9 protein-coding genes are annotated in these 15,357 nt (G+C 40.2%); 4 read left to right on the top strand and 5 right to left on the bottom strand.

The features are described from left to right. Positions 1–14: 14 nt before the first annotated feature. From sctQ to WC222_00225, 4 genes are all read left to right on the top strand, one after another. Complete coding sequence (gene sctQ, locus WC222_00210) at positions 15–1,409, top strand: type III secretion system cytoplasmic ring protein SctQ (GenBank protein MFA6914794.1); 1,395 nt, start codon at positions 15–17, stop codon at positions 1,407–1,409. 10 nt (positions 1,410–1,419) lie between these two features. Continuing rightward, positions 1,420–3,018: a protein kinase gene (locus WC222_00215; protein MFA6914795.1), complete on the top strand. Its 1,599-nt coding sequence runs from the start codon at positions 1,420–1,422 to the stop codon at positions 3,016–3,018. 117 nt (positions 3,019–3,135) lie between these two features. After that, complete coding sequence (locus tag WC222_00220; GenBank protein ID MFA6914796.1) at positions 3,136–6,777, top strand: BTB/POZ domain-containing protein; 3,642 nt, start codon at positions 3,136–3,138, stop codon at positions 6,775–6,777. A gap of 190 nt (positions 6,778–6,967) precedes the next feature. Continuing rightward, positions 6,968–7,213 (top strand): BTB/POZ domain-containing protein, encoded by a 246-nt coding sequence (locus tag WC222_00225; GenBank protein ID MFA6914797.1) that lies wholly within the window; start codon positions 6,968–6,970, stop codon positions 7,211–7,213. A 25-nt stretch (positions 7,214–7,238) separates the two neighbouring features. Here the strand turns inward: WC222_00225 and WC222_00230 are convergent, their stop codons facing one another. The 5 genes from WC222_00230 to WC222_00250 form a co-directional block, all read right to left on the bottom strand. Beyond that, a complete protein-coding gene (locus WC222_00230) occupies positions 7,239–8,312 on the bottom strand; it encodes a hypothetical protein (protein ID MFA6914798.1) in 1,074 nt (357 codons plus the stop codon). Between the two features lie 253 nt (positions 8,313–8,565). Then, on the bottom strand, positions 8,566–9,444 hold the full coding sequence (locus WC222_00235; GenBank protein MFA6914799.1) for a hypothetical protein: 879 nt from the start codon (positions 9,442–9,444) through the stop codon (positions 8,566–8,568). Between the two features lie 100 nt (positions 9,445–9,544). After that, on the bottom strand, positions 9,545–11,500 hold the full coding sequence (locus WC222_00240; protein MFA6914800.1) for a hypothetical protein: 1,956 nt from the start codon (positions 11,498–11,500) through the stop codon (positions 9,545–9,547). Positions 11,501–11,618: 118 nt separating this feature from the next. After that, positions 11,619–13,466 (bottom strand): methyl-accepting chemotaxis protein, encoded by a 1,848-nt coding sequence (locus WC222_00245; GenBank protein MFA6914801.1) that lies wholly within the window; start codon positions 13,464–13,466, stop codon positions 11,619–11,621. Continuing rightward, entirely contained in the window at positions 13,456–15,309 is a 1,854-nt protein-coding gene (locus WC222_00250) for a methyl-accepting chemotaxis protein (GenBank protein MFA6914802.1), read from the bottom strand. The genes WC222_00245 and WC222_00250 overlap by 11 nt, the downstream gene beginning before the upstream one ends. Between the last annotated feature and the right edge of the window lie 48 nt (positions 15,310–15,357).

Raw genomic sequence — 15,357 nt, forward strand, 5'->3', positions numbered from 1 at the left:
CTGAGAACGATAGTGTGAGCACTGAAACGAACGTACCCTACAGCTGGCTAAAATCCTTGCCGCCTTCATTATTTGAAGTGGATGAAATACCTCTAACAGGGAAAATTCAACCCTTCCCCTGGCAGCGCTTTGTTGAAGCGATTATCAAACAGTTCGAACTCAGTAAACTTTCACTGCATCCCAAAGATTGGAAATGGCTTGATAGCCAGGAACTTTTTTCAGGGCTAGGCGAAGACCCCCACCTTATTAAAATCGGCTTATCCGGATACGAAGGCAAGGCAATTTTTGCCATCAATAAACGAGACCTTCAAGCTGCCATCTATTTATTCATCCTGCACCGTCCTTTAGAATTAAATGCGATAGACAGCTCCTATGAACAAGCCTTTTACCATTTATTAACCATTGCCTTTTGCGACCAGTTCACAGCCTTGGACTGGGAAAAAGGCCTGCAGCCTTATATTTTGCCCCAAAGTGATTTCACACCTGAAACTATGCTTTCGATGGATATAGATGTGGAAGCCGCAGACAGGCATTTCATCGTCAGGCTTTTCTTGGATAATACCCTTAGACAGAACTGGAAAGAAAAACATACGATTCCTTTCGAAGCCAGCCAAAATCCGACCCTAGCTCAAAAACTTACCCTTCCCGTGAGCATAGAAGCCGGTTATTTTAATATACGCCGTTCCCAATGGGAAAACCTTACGGCGGGCGACTTCGTATTTCTGGACAGCTGCACCATTAACGATAACCTGCACGACGGCTCCCTGCTGCTGCGGGTTTACGATATCCCCTATTATAAAGCACAACTGAGCGAAGGGAATATCACTTTAGATGAACAACCCTCATACAATGAGATGGAAAGTACCATGCCTAAAAATGATGATGACGACACAGATTTTGACTTCGATGACGAGTCCGAGCATGAAGAAACAGAACATGACGACAAGACCGAGCACGAAGACGAAGATTCCGATTTTAATTTTGATGACGATTCTGATTTTGATTTTGATGATGATTCCGAAATTGAAACGCATACAGAGCATGAAGACACCGATACAGAGAATAAGGCAGCTGCTACGGCAACAGCCGCAGCGCCACCTTCTCCTGCAAAAGCCGCTGCTCCGGCCAAACCTGCAGCCTCAGCTTCCGCTGGGAAAAAAAGTGAAGTTGTCCAAAGTTCTGCTAAATCAGGCTCACTCAAAGATATCCCTATGCACGTCGTAGTCGAAGTGGGCCGTTTTCAAATGACCGTCGAGAAAATGATGGAACTTCAGCCAGGCAATATGCTCAATCTTAATGTCAGTCCTGAAGATGGCGTAGATCTAGTAGTCAATGGCAGACGCATTGGCCGGGGTGAACTTTTAAAATTCGGCGAAACATTGGGTGTGCGTATTACAGAAGTAGGATAAGTACTACCCTATGAGTTCTCAGGACTTTGAAAAACCTATTATACCTGCCCCCCATATTCCAGACCAATTGTCTGACTTTAGAAAGATCCCTACCCATATCGGACCTTATAAAATCGAAAGCCTCCTTGAAAAAGGAGGCATGAGCATCCTCTACCTAGGAACTCATCCCGATACCAAAGAACCCACCACTGTCAAAGTCCTCTCCCCAAAATATGTCTCGCATCCCGATATCGTGCAGCGTTTTCTGAATGAAGCCGAAATCATCGCGATGGCAGACCACCCTAACATCGTCAAACTCTACGGTCATGGCGAATGGGAGGGGGGGTTATATATCGCGATGGAGTTTATTCAAGGCATCTCTCTAAGACAATATATCTTGCAAACGCCGATGTCCCTGCGTAAGGCCCTGGAAATGGTCATTGATATTGCCTATGCTATCTGCCATCTCCACACTCACGGTGTGATTCATAGGGACTTGAAACCGGAGAATATCCTTGTCTCCGACACAGGGGTCCTTAAAGTCATCGACTTCGGTATCGCACAGCTGTTGACAGATACCCTTGTTGAAGGATCTAAATCCAAATTGAGCCTAATCGGTACTCCTATCTACATGAGTCCCGAACAACGGGACAACCCTGAAAGCGTGGGCTACCCTTCCGATATCTATTCATTAGGTATCATTGCTTATGAACTTATCCAAGGGAAGCTTAGCTTGGGTCAGATCCATCTTTCCCTAGTCCCTAAAGGTCTGCAGAAGATATTAGCAAAGGCTCTTCAACCTAAGCCCGCAGACCGCTACCAAGATGTTGTAGACTTTATCACGGACATTTCTTCCTATCTGCATTCCAATGCCGTAGAGAAAGAAAAACTAGCCGGAGACCATCTAAGCGAGCTGTCAGAAAACCTTAAAGAGGCCTATAAGGCCCTACGACCGCCACCGCCCTTATGGCCCGAAACAGAATGCGCCATTGTCATACACAAGCTAGGGAATCTTTCGGGTGGGTATTATGACTTTTTTACATTCCACGACGGAACCTTAGCATTAATAGCAGGGGAAGCCATTGCCGAAGGTGTAAAAGGCATCCTCTATACCGCTGTCATGCGTGGAATGACTAAAGGCATCCAAGCAACTAAAGTAGTTACACCCGGCAGCTTCATTGCAGATCTTCAGCAAATGATCACCTTAGATCATATGGACTCATTGTTTACTTTTTCTCTTTTAGTTCTTAATCCTCATACGAACAAAATGTCTTACCTATCGTGCGGACATGGTGAGCTGCTCGTTTTTGATAACGAAAATAAAAGTGTGGAGATCCTAGCTCCTGGGCATCCTGCCATCGGCATCGAACATATGTCAGAATTCCGTTTTGAAACACGGGATTGGAATATAGGGGATACTATTGTTTTGATTTCCCACCGCCAGGATGTGGATGTGCCGTTTATTGCACCTAACTTCCTCAGCGAGGACTGGTGGCTGCAGCCTTTTCAGGATAGCGGTCATACTCCCATGCAACGTCAATTAGAAAATGCTTACCGTCGTGCCAAAGTGCAAAATGTGGATCTTTTCCGCCAACGTGCTGTTAATATGATCGGCATTCGCAGAAATTAATATATAATTATTTTAAGTTCAATTTTTAATACACTTTGAAAGTAGCTTGTTTTGCTGTATTCTTTATTGACTTTATTACTTCTTGTGTGTAATAATTATTTTTTAATTAGGAATGAAATGACTTATTTTGAAAATAATATGTCTGCTAATATGGCTAATAGTTTAAATTATTATGATACCGAGAATAAACTCGTTTGTAAAATAACAAGCTTATTCCCTCATGTTTCTTGTAGTGCATGGCGGAGATTTGTCCACCATTTTTCATGGGGATATATTTCGCAAGATCCTGAATTTAATGAGGGAATTCTCCAATTTGTAAGGTTACTTCAAGAAAAAATTTCTTCTAATTCCCCCTCAGAAAATTATCTTATAGAAAGAAATATATTAGATGATTTGCTTTTTTCAGCAAAAAATGGCTCGCTCCCCTTAGATCAAAAAGTCGTTTCAGTTTGCGAATCTGTATTTGAAAATGCCTATAATGTTTCCATGAAAGATGCAAAATATAAAAAAGAAATATGGGATCTCCATCAAGAAGTTTATAATCTTCCTTCTCGCTGCTTTTTGACACAGGGTATTTTTAAATTTTTATCAGTTATATCTTGTGGCTATATCGCTGAAAATGCATCCTTAGATCATTTAACTCACAGAATTATTGAGGTTTACCAGCCCACTTTAGACCTAGGCAGTGATACCTATTCATGGCACCAAAGTCGTGATCTTTTTAGAAGACTCCAGATTTTTATTCAAGAAAATGGAGGGGCTTTGGGGGATAAAGTCCGTGAGATCACAGATCGAAACACGACGATAGATCTTCTTAAAGTTCTTAATTCTCATCATTCTTCTTTGGCTCAAACGATGCAGGTGATAAATACCTACAACTTCAATCCTTATGAAACTTTTTATGCACTGTTTGGCGACATGAATTTAAATAAGGCTCTTATCTCAATAATAAAACATACGGATCTCATCCTCTCTTACAAAACTTTCCCAAAACAATTTGGTTATTTGATATTGGAAGTCTGTTCCAAATTGAAAGTTCACACAGTTGACTTTTATAAAATTATTGAGAAACTAATCAAAGATAAAATTTTTGAAAATCAATTTATACTGAATTTTATTAAAGAAATATCTTCAAAATTTCTATTTCTAAAAACATTTTTAGATACACTATCTGCTGACGAAATTAAACAGTTGGATTTTGGTGATTTTCCGTTAAACGATCCTAATAACCCAGACCAAGTCTCAAATAGAATAAGAGCAGGACATAGATTTCCGTTTTACCTGAAAAGTGAAGATGAAACTTTATTATTCAGTACCTTTCAGAAAATGGGTGACAAGGACGGCTTTCCTTGGATAATGGATTTCAGCTTCTTTTTTGCTAAATTAGAGGAGAGGTTAAATCGAGAAGAATGCAACGAAAGTGACTTAAAGAAAATAGCAGACTTACTCGAGAAGCATTTTAGTATTTTCTCTTTGCCTGGTGAGTTTAGTAAAAATCCTTTATTATTGAATTCCCTTTCCTCGCTAGGTCCTACAATATTTAGATACTTTCTTAGAAACAAAAATTTCTTTTTAGCATGCTTTAACGGTCCTTTCTTTATAGGGCTAACAATAGAACAAAAGGAACTCGTAAAGGAATTTATTCCTACTCACTGCGTTCACATAGCTAAAAATATTAATACTCAAACGTATAACCAAGCTGAAGCCCTCATCCTCGAAAATCTAGATTTTGATCATAAAAGAATCTTCTTTGAAGCTCTATTCGCAAGATCTGATTTAGGGCTTAATTTTAAACCGCATATCATACAGCTTTTTACTAAGATAGATGATAATAACCAATTGCTAAAGCACTTATTGAATGTCAAATCCAAGCATTCAGAACATCTTGTAAATACATGTTCTTTTTATTTAGATTATTATGAACTTCTATCTCCCAAGCAAAAAGAAATTGTTGTTGAGCTCACGTTGAAAGATCTTAACTCTCTGCTTTTTGGACTAAGTGGAAGGTATTCTCTTTTAGATCAAAATTTTTCTAGAGTTATGACGCAATTGGAAACATCTGAAAGGAAAATAGATTTCTTCAAGATAGTTGTGGGTGGACCGGCACCTCGATGTTTTTCAGAAGAACAATCTTCAGTGGTTATTAAAATGATAGGCCACTTGTTTTTGGAAAATGCACCTCAAGCACAGACTGTTGTAAGTGATTTCTTACAAAAAGAGTTATCTCTGTTTGATGTCAGTACATATTACGCATTTTTCATTATGGGTTATAAAAATCTTCCAGATCCATGCCAGAAAATTGTGGATTCGCACTTTCCTGTTTTTATGAAACGCTTGTTTGAAATAGAGCCTTCTCAACTAGCTGTCGGTGCAGAACGTATTCTCGATAATATTCATGACACTGGATCCTTAGGTGATTTTTATTATAACGTTGTTAATTTTACTTCTAATCCAGGGTTTCATCAGGATCTACTGAAAATATTAGCAACGCGTCCAGAAAAGCTTCTGGTTGTGTTAACAAATATGACAGCTAGTTTAAAAACACAGCTGGCTTCCTTAATGGAAATTCCAGAGGCTTCCGAATATCCTCAATTACAGCAAGTATGGAGCTTATACCAAGAGTTCATTGCGGGTAAATCGTATGACACACTTACAACTTGGCATAGAATTTTAGAATCGATTAGCAAAAAGCCAAAAAGCATCTATAAACTTTTCTTAGAGAACTTATCGGATGATTATCATTTATCCTTCTTGCATGTCGTATTTGCGATTCAAGACGATTGGATATCCCGGGAAATTGAGAAGCGTAAAATCCCTTTAGGCGACACCCAGCTGCTCTTTCAGCTATTTAACCTTAATATTTTAGACAGCAGACGTCAGGAGAACCTAGCTAAAATCATCTTCCCAGACCGCATTCTTCCACAAGTGAATCTGCATAAGTACTTCAATAATAAAGAACATTCTGATGTCATCATCGAATATGCTATAGAGAATCCCAAAAATCCTGAAAAAAAGTTAATATGTCAAATTTTTGCCCACAAGGCTTTCTTGTACATGATTCCGGAACTTAGCCCATTAGTCAGCGCCCTTAAGGTGGATGCATCCAGTAAAGAATTGCCTAAATTGTCACTTAATCCCTTACAGATGAACCTCGTCCTTGAAGCGTACAGACAGCAAGTACCGGTTCCGATGAGCGCGAAGAAATTCGATAAAGAGACAAATGAAGAAGTCATTCAAATGCCCGAGAACTATAATGCTATTAATTTGATGATAGAACAGATCTTTTTATGTAACGGAAGAAATTCTAAGATGCTTTCAAGTAAGGGAAGAACTTGTCAAATAATTTTTGGAAATAAAGAAGCTGAAGTGGAAAAAATATCGCTCACGAGTTTATTCAATAATCCGCTTTTTTCTGACATAACCTTAAAAATTGACGACAAAGTAATCTATGCTCATAAAGTCGTTTTGGCAGCCTTTTCAGACTATTTTAACAGTATGTTTTCTATAGGGATGAGCGAGTCTAGTTCTAACGAAATAGAAATTCAGGAAATCACATCGGATGTTATTGAATACATCTATACAAGTGTCCAGCCGAAATATCAAGGTACGGCAGAAGAGATATTAGACCAACAGACCTATTTTCAAGACTGTTTTGATCAACTTAACCCGATGGCTCCTTTGGTGGGTCAAAAAGATCCTTTTATTGAACTTGAAGATGTAAAAGATCTAGTGCCCCATCAGCCCTCCATCTGTCAATAAATAAGCTGTCTTAATGACCTAATAGGGATCACCGTTAACTAGAAAATGAAACTAAACCCTTTGGTCAGCGCCCTTAAAGTGGATGCATCCAGTAAAGAATTGCCTATATTATCACTTGATCCAGGCCAGATGAATCTGGTGTGTGAGGCCTACCGACAGCAAGTACCGGTACCGATGGACGCGAAGAAATTTGAACGAGTCTTGTTCTAATGAAATAGAAATCAGGGAAATCACACCGGATGTTATTGAATACATCTATACAAATGTCCTGCCGGATTATCAAGGAACGGAAGAAGAAGTATGGGATCAACAGACCTATTTTCAAGACTGTCTTGACCAACTTAAGCCGATGGCTCCTCTGGCACTTCAGAAAGATCCTCTTCACGTAGAAGAGGAGATTATTCCGGTGGAAGAAATACAAGAGGTTCTAGCTTAAAACTTTGGGCGATAGTCCTGTTTTCTTAAGCTTCGCAAAGTTTGATAGAACGATTGATTCTGTAAAATTCAGTGCTAAAGGCAAGATTTTCCCTACCAATAATGTCTTTTACATAACCTAAGACCCTATCGTCAGAAAATTTCAGCTGACCTTTTTCCCATAGACTATTTTTTTCATTAAGCCAAATTTGAGCAATGGGTCGTGTAAAAACCAGTAGAGTAGGGACTGCGTTTTCTACGTCTGTTTGGATAATGCGCATCGCTAAAAATGTAACGCCTTCAGTTGTTGTACCACGGACAACCGGAGTATTCATGTGGGCGTCCAGCTCCTCAATAGAAGGAAGGCTATCGATGACTGGAATTTTTAAGAAAGCGATAGGACCACCTTTCATAAGCCTTGCTATGTAGACTAGTTCTTCATAGTTATTGTTCCTGACTTCGTCAAAAGCTACGAGTTGACCATAAGGATCATGTTCAAACTCCTGAGTTTCGGAAGAGCAAACATATTCGAACCTGCCGTTGTCAATATTTCTTTGAAATCTCCATTGTAAAGCCCCCCAGATTCTGACATTCGGGTCTTCTAAATATTTGCTCCATAAAGGAGGAGCGCGGAACATTACTTTAAAATCCTTACTAACACACTGTAATGTTGCAAGGTCACCTAAAGACAGGTAACTACCGATGTGAATGAATATATCATCAAAGATATTTTCTTTTGAGAATATGCATGAACCATCCTCGGGAGGAGGATTGGGAGACCAGAGATGTTCTGAAAGTGGTGGAACAACAACTATTTGAGTATCAGGATTTTCTAAAGCATTAAAAACACTTTGAGGATCTACCACAGACGGTGGTCTAGTGATATTAACACCTGAGAATGATTTGATAATTGCTCCAATAGCGCCACATATATAAGCACCTATGGTCGGCAATATTGAAATTACAATATCAAGAATACGTTCAATGCGGTTTGAAAGAGAATCTTCAGGTTTGAAGTCTGCTAGGGTAGTGATTCTGTTTTGGTAATAACGTTGGGGTTCAATGAGAAAATCACCAAAACGATCATCTCTAGCATATAAACTTGAAATGTAAGAAATCATAAGACTATCCATTAATATTAAAAAAGGATAATTATGCCCTTTTTGTATTAAGATAGTATAAAGTATTCATTATAGATTAATTTTAAAGATTGCTCATCATTACTCATAAAATACTACTTCGCAGTTATTTATGAGTAATGATGAGTTCGGGTAACCGACATTTCTACCGCGACCCGACTGTAAGGACAAGTCGTCGCACTCCTATACTAGGATAGGTTTATCCTGTCATGGCACATCTATACTTGGATTCAGCTTATAGAGCTTGCCAGTCTTGTTCTACTTTCAGAAGGATTTTAACGGGTACAAAAACAGAGGAGGACTCTTCAATTGTAGCGTCAAGATGTCTTGTTTGCTTTAGTGGGTTATTCATGTCCCAGCTTACATTACTCTCTAAAGAGACGTTTCCATTACAATCATCCTTGCGACCAATAAGGTTGGATTCTGCTTTCCACACACCTTCAATACTTCCATTACGAATGGAATTAATTTGATAGATACTTGTCTGTTGAATTTCATATTCCTTTTCATTCAGGGGCTCGTCTTCCCAGTTAAGAAGCTGGTAGGATGAAACGGGGTATGACTTGCCTTCCACGAGTGTTTGATCGGCAAGATGGAAAAGTTGAGTGAATAAGAATTCGAAACTTGAGGGTGTAGTCCCTAATAAGCCGATCTGTGAAGGGCTGGAAAAATCTTCAGAAAGCTCCTCGAGATAGCCGGAAATTTCGGTCACCTGAAATTCGCCGTCTATTTTAAACGTGAGGGGATGGTTGAGTAGTTTATTGTAAAAGTTGGCGAGGTTAATGTTTTCCACTTCAGGCAGCTGCTTTGAATCAAAGTAGATCTTCCTAACGGATAAGCCGTCTACTTGGGATTCATCTACATAGGCGTGTCTTAAAATAAATTCTACTTCAAGAGGATAAGAACCGTTGTTGTCTTTTAGGATTTTGACATCGAATCCGATAGTGCAATCAGAATTAGCTTTATAACTCGAAGATTGGAAGGAAATATTCAGGAGGGCTTTTTGCGATAAATTATAGGAGGCTGTGCTTCCGGCATTAAAGGGGAGTGCAGAGAGCGATGTCGTGAATACCAAAACTGAAAATAATAAATTAAGAATAATTTTATTAAACATAAGTCTCCAAAAGGGGGATTAACTTATGAAATAATAAGGATAAATTATTATTTTGTACAGGGGCATAAAAGACCAATATTAGTCTTTTATGCCCTTTGAATTACTCTAAGAAGCAGCTAGGTGCTAAATAGAGCAAGTTGCTAAACGCTTCGCCCGATTTAACAACGCGTACTAAAGAGGGATCCACGAGTTCTTCACTGACGGAGCAGCGGATCTGAAGGTTTTTCAGGTCTAAAAAGAGTCCTGTATCAGCAGGAAGGATCACATTGGAGTTTTCAGTCGTTTGCGAGTTGGCTGTTTCTTGGCGAATTTTTTTGCTTATTTCCAAACGGATGTCGCCTTCGCGTCCATCGAATTCACAGCTGAAAAGCATTTTTGGTTTGATCTCTTCATAAAGAGAGTAAGTACCGAAATAGCCTAAGCAGCTTTCGTTATAGTTCAATTTGCTGAAATCGTTAATTTGGGTATGTCCGAATCCGGCAAAAAGAATATCGCAATGTCCAAGGTGGTGGCTGAGTAAAGGCGACCAGGAAGTTCCGGAGATATAACCTAGCTTGAGGGCTTTACGGCTATCAGCAGGATTAGAAGGTTGCTTAAGGTCAAAGCGGATACCTAAGGAAGAGTTATGCTGCGCATGTTGATTTTTATCATTCTGATGCAGCGATAAAGCTTCTTTCGTTGAAGTAGGGAAGTAGTTGAGGGTTACTTCAGGTGTAATCTCAATTTTTTCTACATCGGGAGAATCCACATAGAGTTCTAAATTATGGATTGCATTGCGTTCTTGTTTGAAGTTTGGCTGCAGGATATGAGAAAGCTCGAAATACGTTTTATGGTTCAAATAGTACTGAATAATTTGCAGTTCTGAGCTGACTTTATTCAGTTGGTAGTTGAGATCATAAATTTCTTTCACATCGGTATAAGCATCAGGATCGGATTGTGTGACAACCACAATATCAATGTCGGTGATATTTAAATTTGCACGATGGAACTGATCAAGAAAGTTTTTTCCTGGATTGATGACGATGCCTTTGCCATTCCACTTAATATAGAGTCCTGTAGTGGGTTTACGCATGTTATTGCTGAGTAGGAAATGGGCGAAAGAAGGCTCTTCCTGATTGACATTCAACTGGATGCCTTGAGGGCGGCTATTCCAGCCGTTGAATACATATAGGTAGTTGTCGAGGTTCTGTTTGCGTTGGCGTGCACGTTTGACGTACTGGTTTAGGCATTGGGCTTTTTGTTTTTGGAAAGATTGAATACGGTCTTCCAAAGCTTGTTCAGCAGTATTTAATCTGTCATGGGCAATGTTATGCGTGTGTTTGTTGTGTGTGTGGAGGTCTGTGTCCTCCAAATCGGCTAGAGACATTGCAGTTTCCTGGTTATGTGTTTTAATTGAAGTGGAGGATTTTTCTTCATCATCGCCAAGAGCATAAAAACGGCGGGTGAGAGCTGCATTGGAAGGGGGAATGCCACTATTGGAAAGGGGAGAGTTCATGGGGAGTTCAAGGTCTTGTAGGATATGAGAAGTTACATTATCAGCTTGATACAGGCTGGATAAGGTGTTGATAAAGTTCTGAGAGGTTTCGTCCTCGGAAGAATCTTGCTTTAGGGAGTGCTCTGTATTGTCTACTTGATAGTGGGTGCTGAGAGGTTCTTGCGAGGTTTCTTCTTCCTTAGTGTGCTCTTGTAGAATGTCGTAGAGAAGCTGTGTTTCTTTGTCCTGAGGGATGAGAGCTTGGGCTTTCTTTACAAAGCGCAGGGCTTGGTCAAAATGATTTCTTTGGTAAGCGATAAATGCAGAGGCTCTGTAGCAAAAGAATTGGAAGAAGGGGATTGTTTTAGCCTGAATATAATTTTTCAGAGAGTTTTCATAATCGCCTTGGTAGAATTCGGACTCTGCGTTAAAAAATTTTTGAAGAAGGGGGTTGTTAGCATAGTGTTCTTGATGTCTTAAGATGCTAAGTATCAAATCGTTTTTTTGTTTGTACCCTTTTTCGATTCCATTCAATATCTCATGGATTTCACTCAGATAATTCTGCATTGTTTGTTGATTCATTGCTAACCTCAAGAATAGAACGGAGTACTACTTTTATGACATCCCATGATTTATACACAAGTGAAGTCGAACATTAGCTTTTGATCTCTAGACTAGTTTGCCGGGGATGAAAAAAAAATTATCTAGGATGGAAATGAAAGCGATCAAAAATGATCTGTAAATTGGAAGAGGCTTCCCCTAAGTACTGAATTTGGGAGTAAAGATTACGCACTGAACGGGTTGTGATTTTTGCCCCCTGGGAAAGGAGAGTGATGGTGTGGCGTATTTGTTCTGCGCTACTGCGTTGCTGCTGGATGACAGCCTGCATCTGCGTACATGTTTCCCATTGAACCTTAGATGTTTGCATCATAGTTACAAACTGAGTCACTAGACCGGCGGCGGCGGCGCTATGTGCTTGCATCTGCTGGGAAATATGATGAATTTGAGTAACCGCAGTTGCCAAAGCGTTTAATATCGCTTTGATGCTGTCCTCCATTTCAAGTGTGACGAACGCTGTTTGCCCTGAAAGTTCGCTGATCTTGCTCGCGATAATACCAAATCCGCTCTGCCTATGCGGTGTCGCACTAGAAGTAAGTGCCGTATTGATAAAGAGGAGATTAGCTTCATCCGCGACATTGACCAAAGTTGTAATGATGTTCGAAAGACTGGCAAATTTTTCTTCTAGCCTGCTCAAAGTACTTACAATTTCCAAAGCCGCCATGCTGGTGGATTTTAGAACATCTTCCATTGTCCGTATACTGCCTTGGGCTGTAGTAGCAAAGATATGAGTGAAGGTTGCGACCTTTAAGGCGCCTTCTAATGCTTCAACAAGCTCCTGAGCATTCTGGGTGATCCCTTCAGTGTTGTCTGCAATTTGGCCAATTGTCCTATCTTGGTCGGAGACGTTTTGTTCAAAATTTTTAGCTGAAGTCGTGATAGTGTTTATCGTTTCTGTCAGTTTCCCCGAGACATCCGAAGTGGAGGTGACAGCTTTTTCTAAGAGGGCTGCCATAGAATTAAAGCCGGCACACATTTTGGCTACTTCATCTTGAGAGTCCACCTTTGCACGATGTTGTAGGCTGCCCTTTGCTAGCTGCTGCGCCGCAAAGCGGAGATTAGCCAGTGGTGTGCGCATCACACGGGTTGAATATACAGTAATAACGATGAGGAGGCCGATGGCTACGCAAATAAAGCTGATGTTCTGACGGAATTGAAGGCGGTCTAGCTGGTCTTGCATAATATTTTTAGCGATGCATAAGAGGTGTGATTGCAGTCTAAGAGCATACAGATATTGGGTATCTCCCGTCGATTCGCTCCATTTACGGGCTAAATCCAGCATTGTACCGGGGGGCAAAGTGAAAAGATGTTCCGGTACATCTTGCAGCATGGAAGGGAGCAACGGTGTAAAGAAGTTATCTTTTTGATTATAGATGATCTTGCTGAAAACGAAGTTGGTAAGAAAAACGGAAGGAACATCCACACCAAGGCGTTGGTTATTTGCTTTATAGATAATACTCCCTAATTCTGCATTCAGACTAATAATCCTGTTAAGGATGGCATCGTCAGAGAGGCTTTCCACAAAGGCGGAAGTATTGATCTGCTCTATTTCACCTAACGCAGAAGCTAGAACCAATAGCTTTTCGGGGTCGTTTTGAATAGTTTCTTCGAACGCAGGTAAATAGCGCGTTCTAATTTGATTAATGATGTCGGTGATTTTATTATATTTTTCTGGGGAGGGGTGAGCAGTCTGTTCTTGGAATTCTAGGACGATTTTAGTCCACTGGTCAAATAGTTCTATTCCTGGAAGTTGTGTCGAAAGTGCATTTTGGAAAGGTGCTTGTGCTTTAGTCACGAAGACTACGCCTGAAACTGACAACAAGGCGGAAATGGCGATCACAATTTTTACCTTCGTTGAATAACTTAGGTTTAAAATGTGCTGCATGATTATTTGCGGCCAAGAAATAGTCGAGGCTTCTTCAGTTACCATTCCGATCCCGTCCCTCTTTGTACATAGTATTTGCGTTAGGTTCGCTAAAAAACACTTCAAGCAAATGTCTTAGCTCCCGTGTGGATTCACCTAAATGGAGCACTTTATGATGCAGCTGCAGGAATATCCCTTTAGTGTGATTGGCATTTTTCCTCACATGGGTGATGGCATCAATGATGTTTTCCGCTTCGAAGGCTTGTTTTTTTAGGGCATTATTTAATTTCTCAAATTCGTCCATTTGCGCCACAACCTGCTTATCAATACCGTGCAATTGGTTATGAATCATCCTTAATTCGTCCTTGCCTTGCTCCAACTCATCCGAACAGTGATGGATTTTGCTTTCCGCTTCTACAATTAGCAGGGAAATCTCTTTTAAAATGGCGTCAATATGGTGTGTAGCATGGGATGTACGTTCGGTAAATTGTTCAATAGCTTGTGTGCTTTTATAGAATTGAGAATGGTGTTGGCCTCTGCTATTGGCTTCTATGGATGCATTCAAGCCCAGCATATGGGCTTCTTCGCTTATTTTCTCCAGTTGCGGAATATGGCTTGCAGCATGTAGGAGCTCTTTTCTAATGTCTTGTATCGTGTTGAGGGTGGCGTAGGTATCTATGCAGATCTCTTCAATAGTTTGCCTTAAGCTGGAAAGATTCTTCTGGGTGTTCTGAGTCAACGGCTGCTGCATGGCGTTATTGCTTAAATCATTGATCGTTTTCATGAAATTCCGGCAATCTGTAGCAATTTTATTGGCAATAGTTTCTGTGGCATGGATGCTGCTTTCTTGATCCAAGACACTGGTTTCATGTGTCGTTACTTCATATGTAAGGTGTTCTGAAGAGGATGTGAGCGTGCTTCCTAAGGAGTGGATTCTTCCCGCCATATCTGCCAGCGCATTGGCCATGTTGTTTAATGTCAGTCCGACCTGTGAGAATTCGTCATCGGATGTGGGGTAGTAGCGGGTTGAAAAATCCCCTTTGGATAGTGCTTCAATATGATCTAAAAGTTTCATTAGGTGCCTGGTCAGGATACGCATGAAAACGAATAATATTACGCTGGTTGTGACTAGCAGCAATAGGAATAAAAAGAAGGTATTTAGCCATTCATAAGAGCGTAGCTGTTTCTTAAGGATATTGTCGAATAGGATGAAACTCTGTTTAGACCATTCCTCAGAGGTTTCGCTATTGAGATAGCGTATTTTCTCGATGTTATGCTTGAATTCAGGAAAGGCTCTCTGAATACTATCATAATCCCTTTCTAACGCAGCGGGTTGGATGGGCTCAAAATTCAGGGCTAGCATTAGATTAAGTACATTCGGGAAGGGAAGTGTGGGATCGGACAGTAGTCCGGTCAGGAAGGCTAGATGGAAGAATTCTCCGTCTAACTTACCATTAATATTTCTGAGATCGTCTTCTTTTGCTTTAATCCCGGTGTTAGTTAATGCAGCAAGATACTCATGAAAAAGGGCGAGAATTTTACTCAATCGCGGGTAGAGAGGTGCATAAAAATTAAATTCATCCCAATAACTTTTATCTTCTATATGTTGGAACTGTGGGGATGACTTATCTAGCTCTGCAAATTCTTTCGCTATAGCCGAGTGAATATTCAGGGTGTTAGGATTATCCATACCTCCTGTAAAGGAACGCCGTAATTTTAATACCTGACGGTAATAATCTAATCCGTTGATCTGGTGTTTTTTAAAGGCGATGAGGGCATTATACTCTTTCACTACCCAGTAATCGGGTAGAGGAGTAGCAATAAAAAAGACCGCTGCAAAAAAGAGAAAGCGCTGCCTATAGGTAAATCTCTGCTGTAGCTTATTTAATAACAGGGCAATGCTAGACATAGCTGACTAAATCGCCAATTTTGGTATAGTTAGCTTTTTATAACATGC

The sequence above is a fragment of the Parachlamydiales bacterium genome (genome assembly GCA_041671045.1).
Classification (GTDB): Bacteria; Chlamydiota; Chlamydiia; order Chlamydiales; family JABDDJ01; genus JABDDJ01.

Coding starts and splice junctions, on each gene's coding strand:
- WC222_00215 (MFA6914795.1), top strand. CDS start 1,420: ATGAGTTCTCAGGACTTTGAAAAACCTATTATACCTGCCCCCCATATT.
- WC222_00240 (MFA6914800.1), bottom strand. CDS start 11,500: ATGAATCAACAAACAATGCAGAATTATCTGAGTGAAATCCATGAGATA.
- WC222_00220 (MFA6914796.1), top strand. CDS start 3,136: ATGACTTATTTTGAAAATAATATGTCTGCTAATATGGCTAATAGTTTA.
- WC222_00245 (MFA6914801.1), bottom strand. CDS start 13,466: ATGGTAACTGAAGAAGCCTCGACTATTTCTTGGCCGCAAATAATCATG.
- WC222_00250 (MFA6914802.1), bottom strand. CDS start 15,309: ATGTCTAGCATTGCCCTGTTATTAAATAAGCTACAGCAGAGATTTACC.
- WC222_00230 (MFA6914798.1), bottom strand. CDS start 8,312: ATGATTTCTTACATTTCAAGTTTATATGCTAGAGATGATCGTTTTGGT.
- WC222_00235 (MFA6914799.1), bottom strand. CDS start 9,444: ATGTTTAATAAAATTATTCTTAATTTATTATTTTCAGTTTTGGTATTC.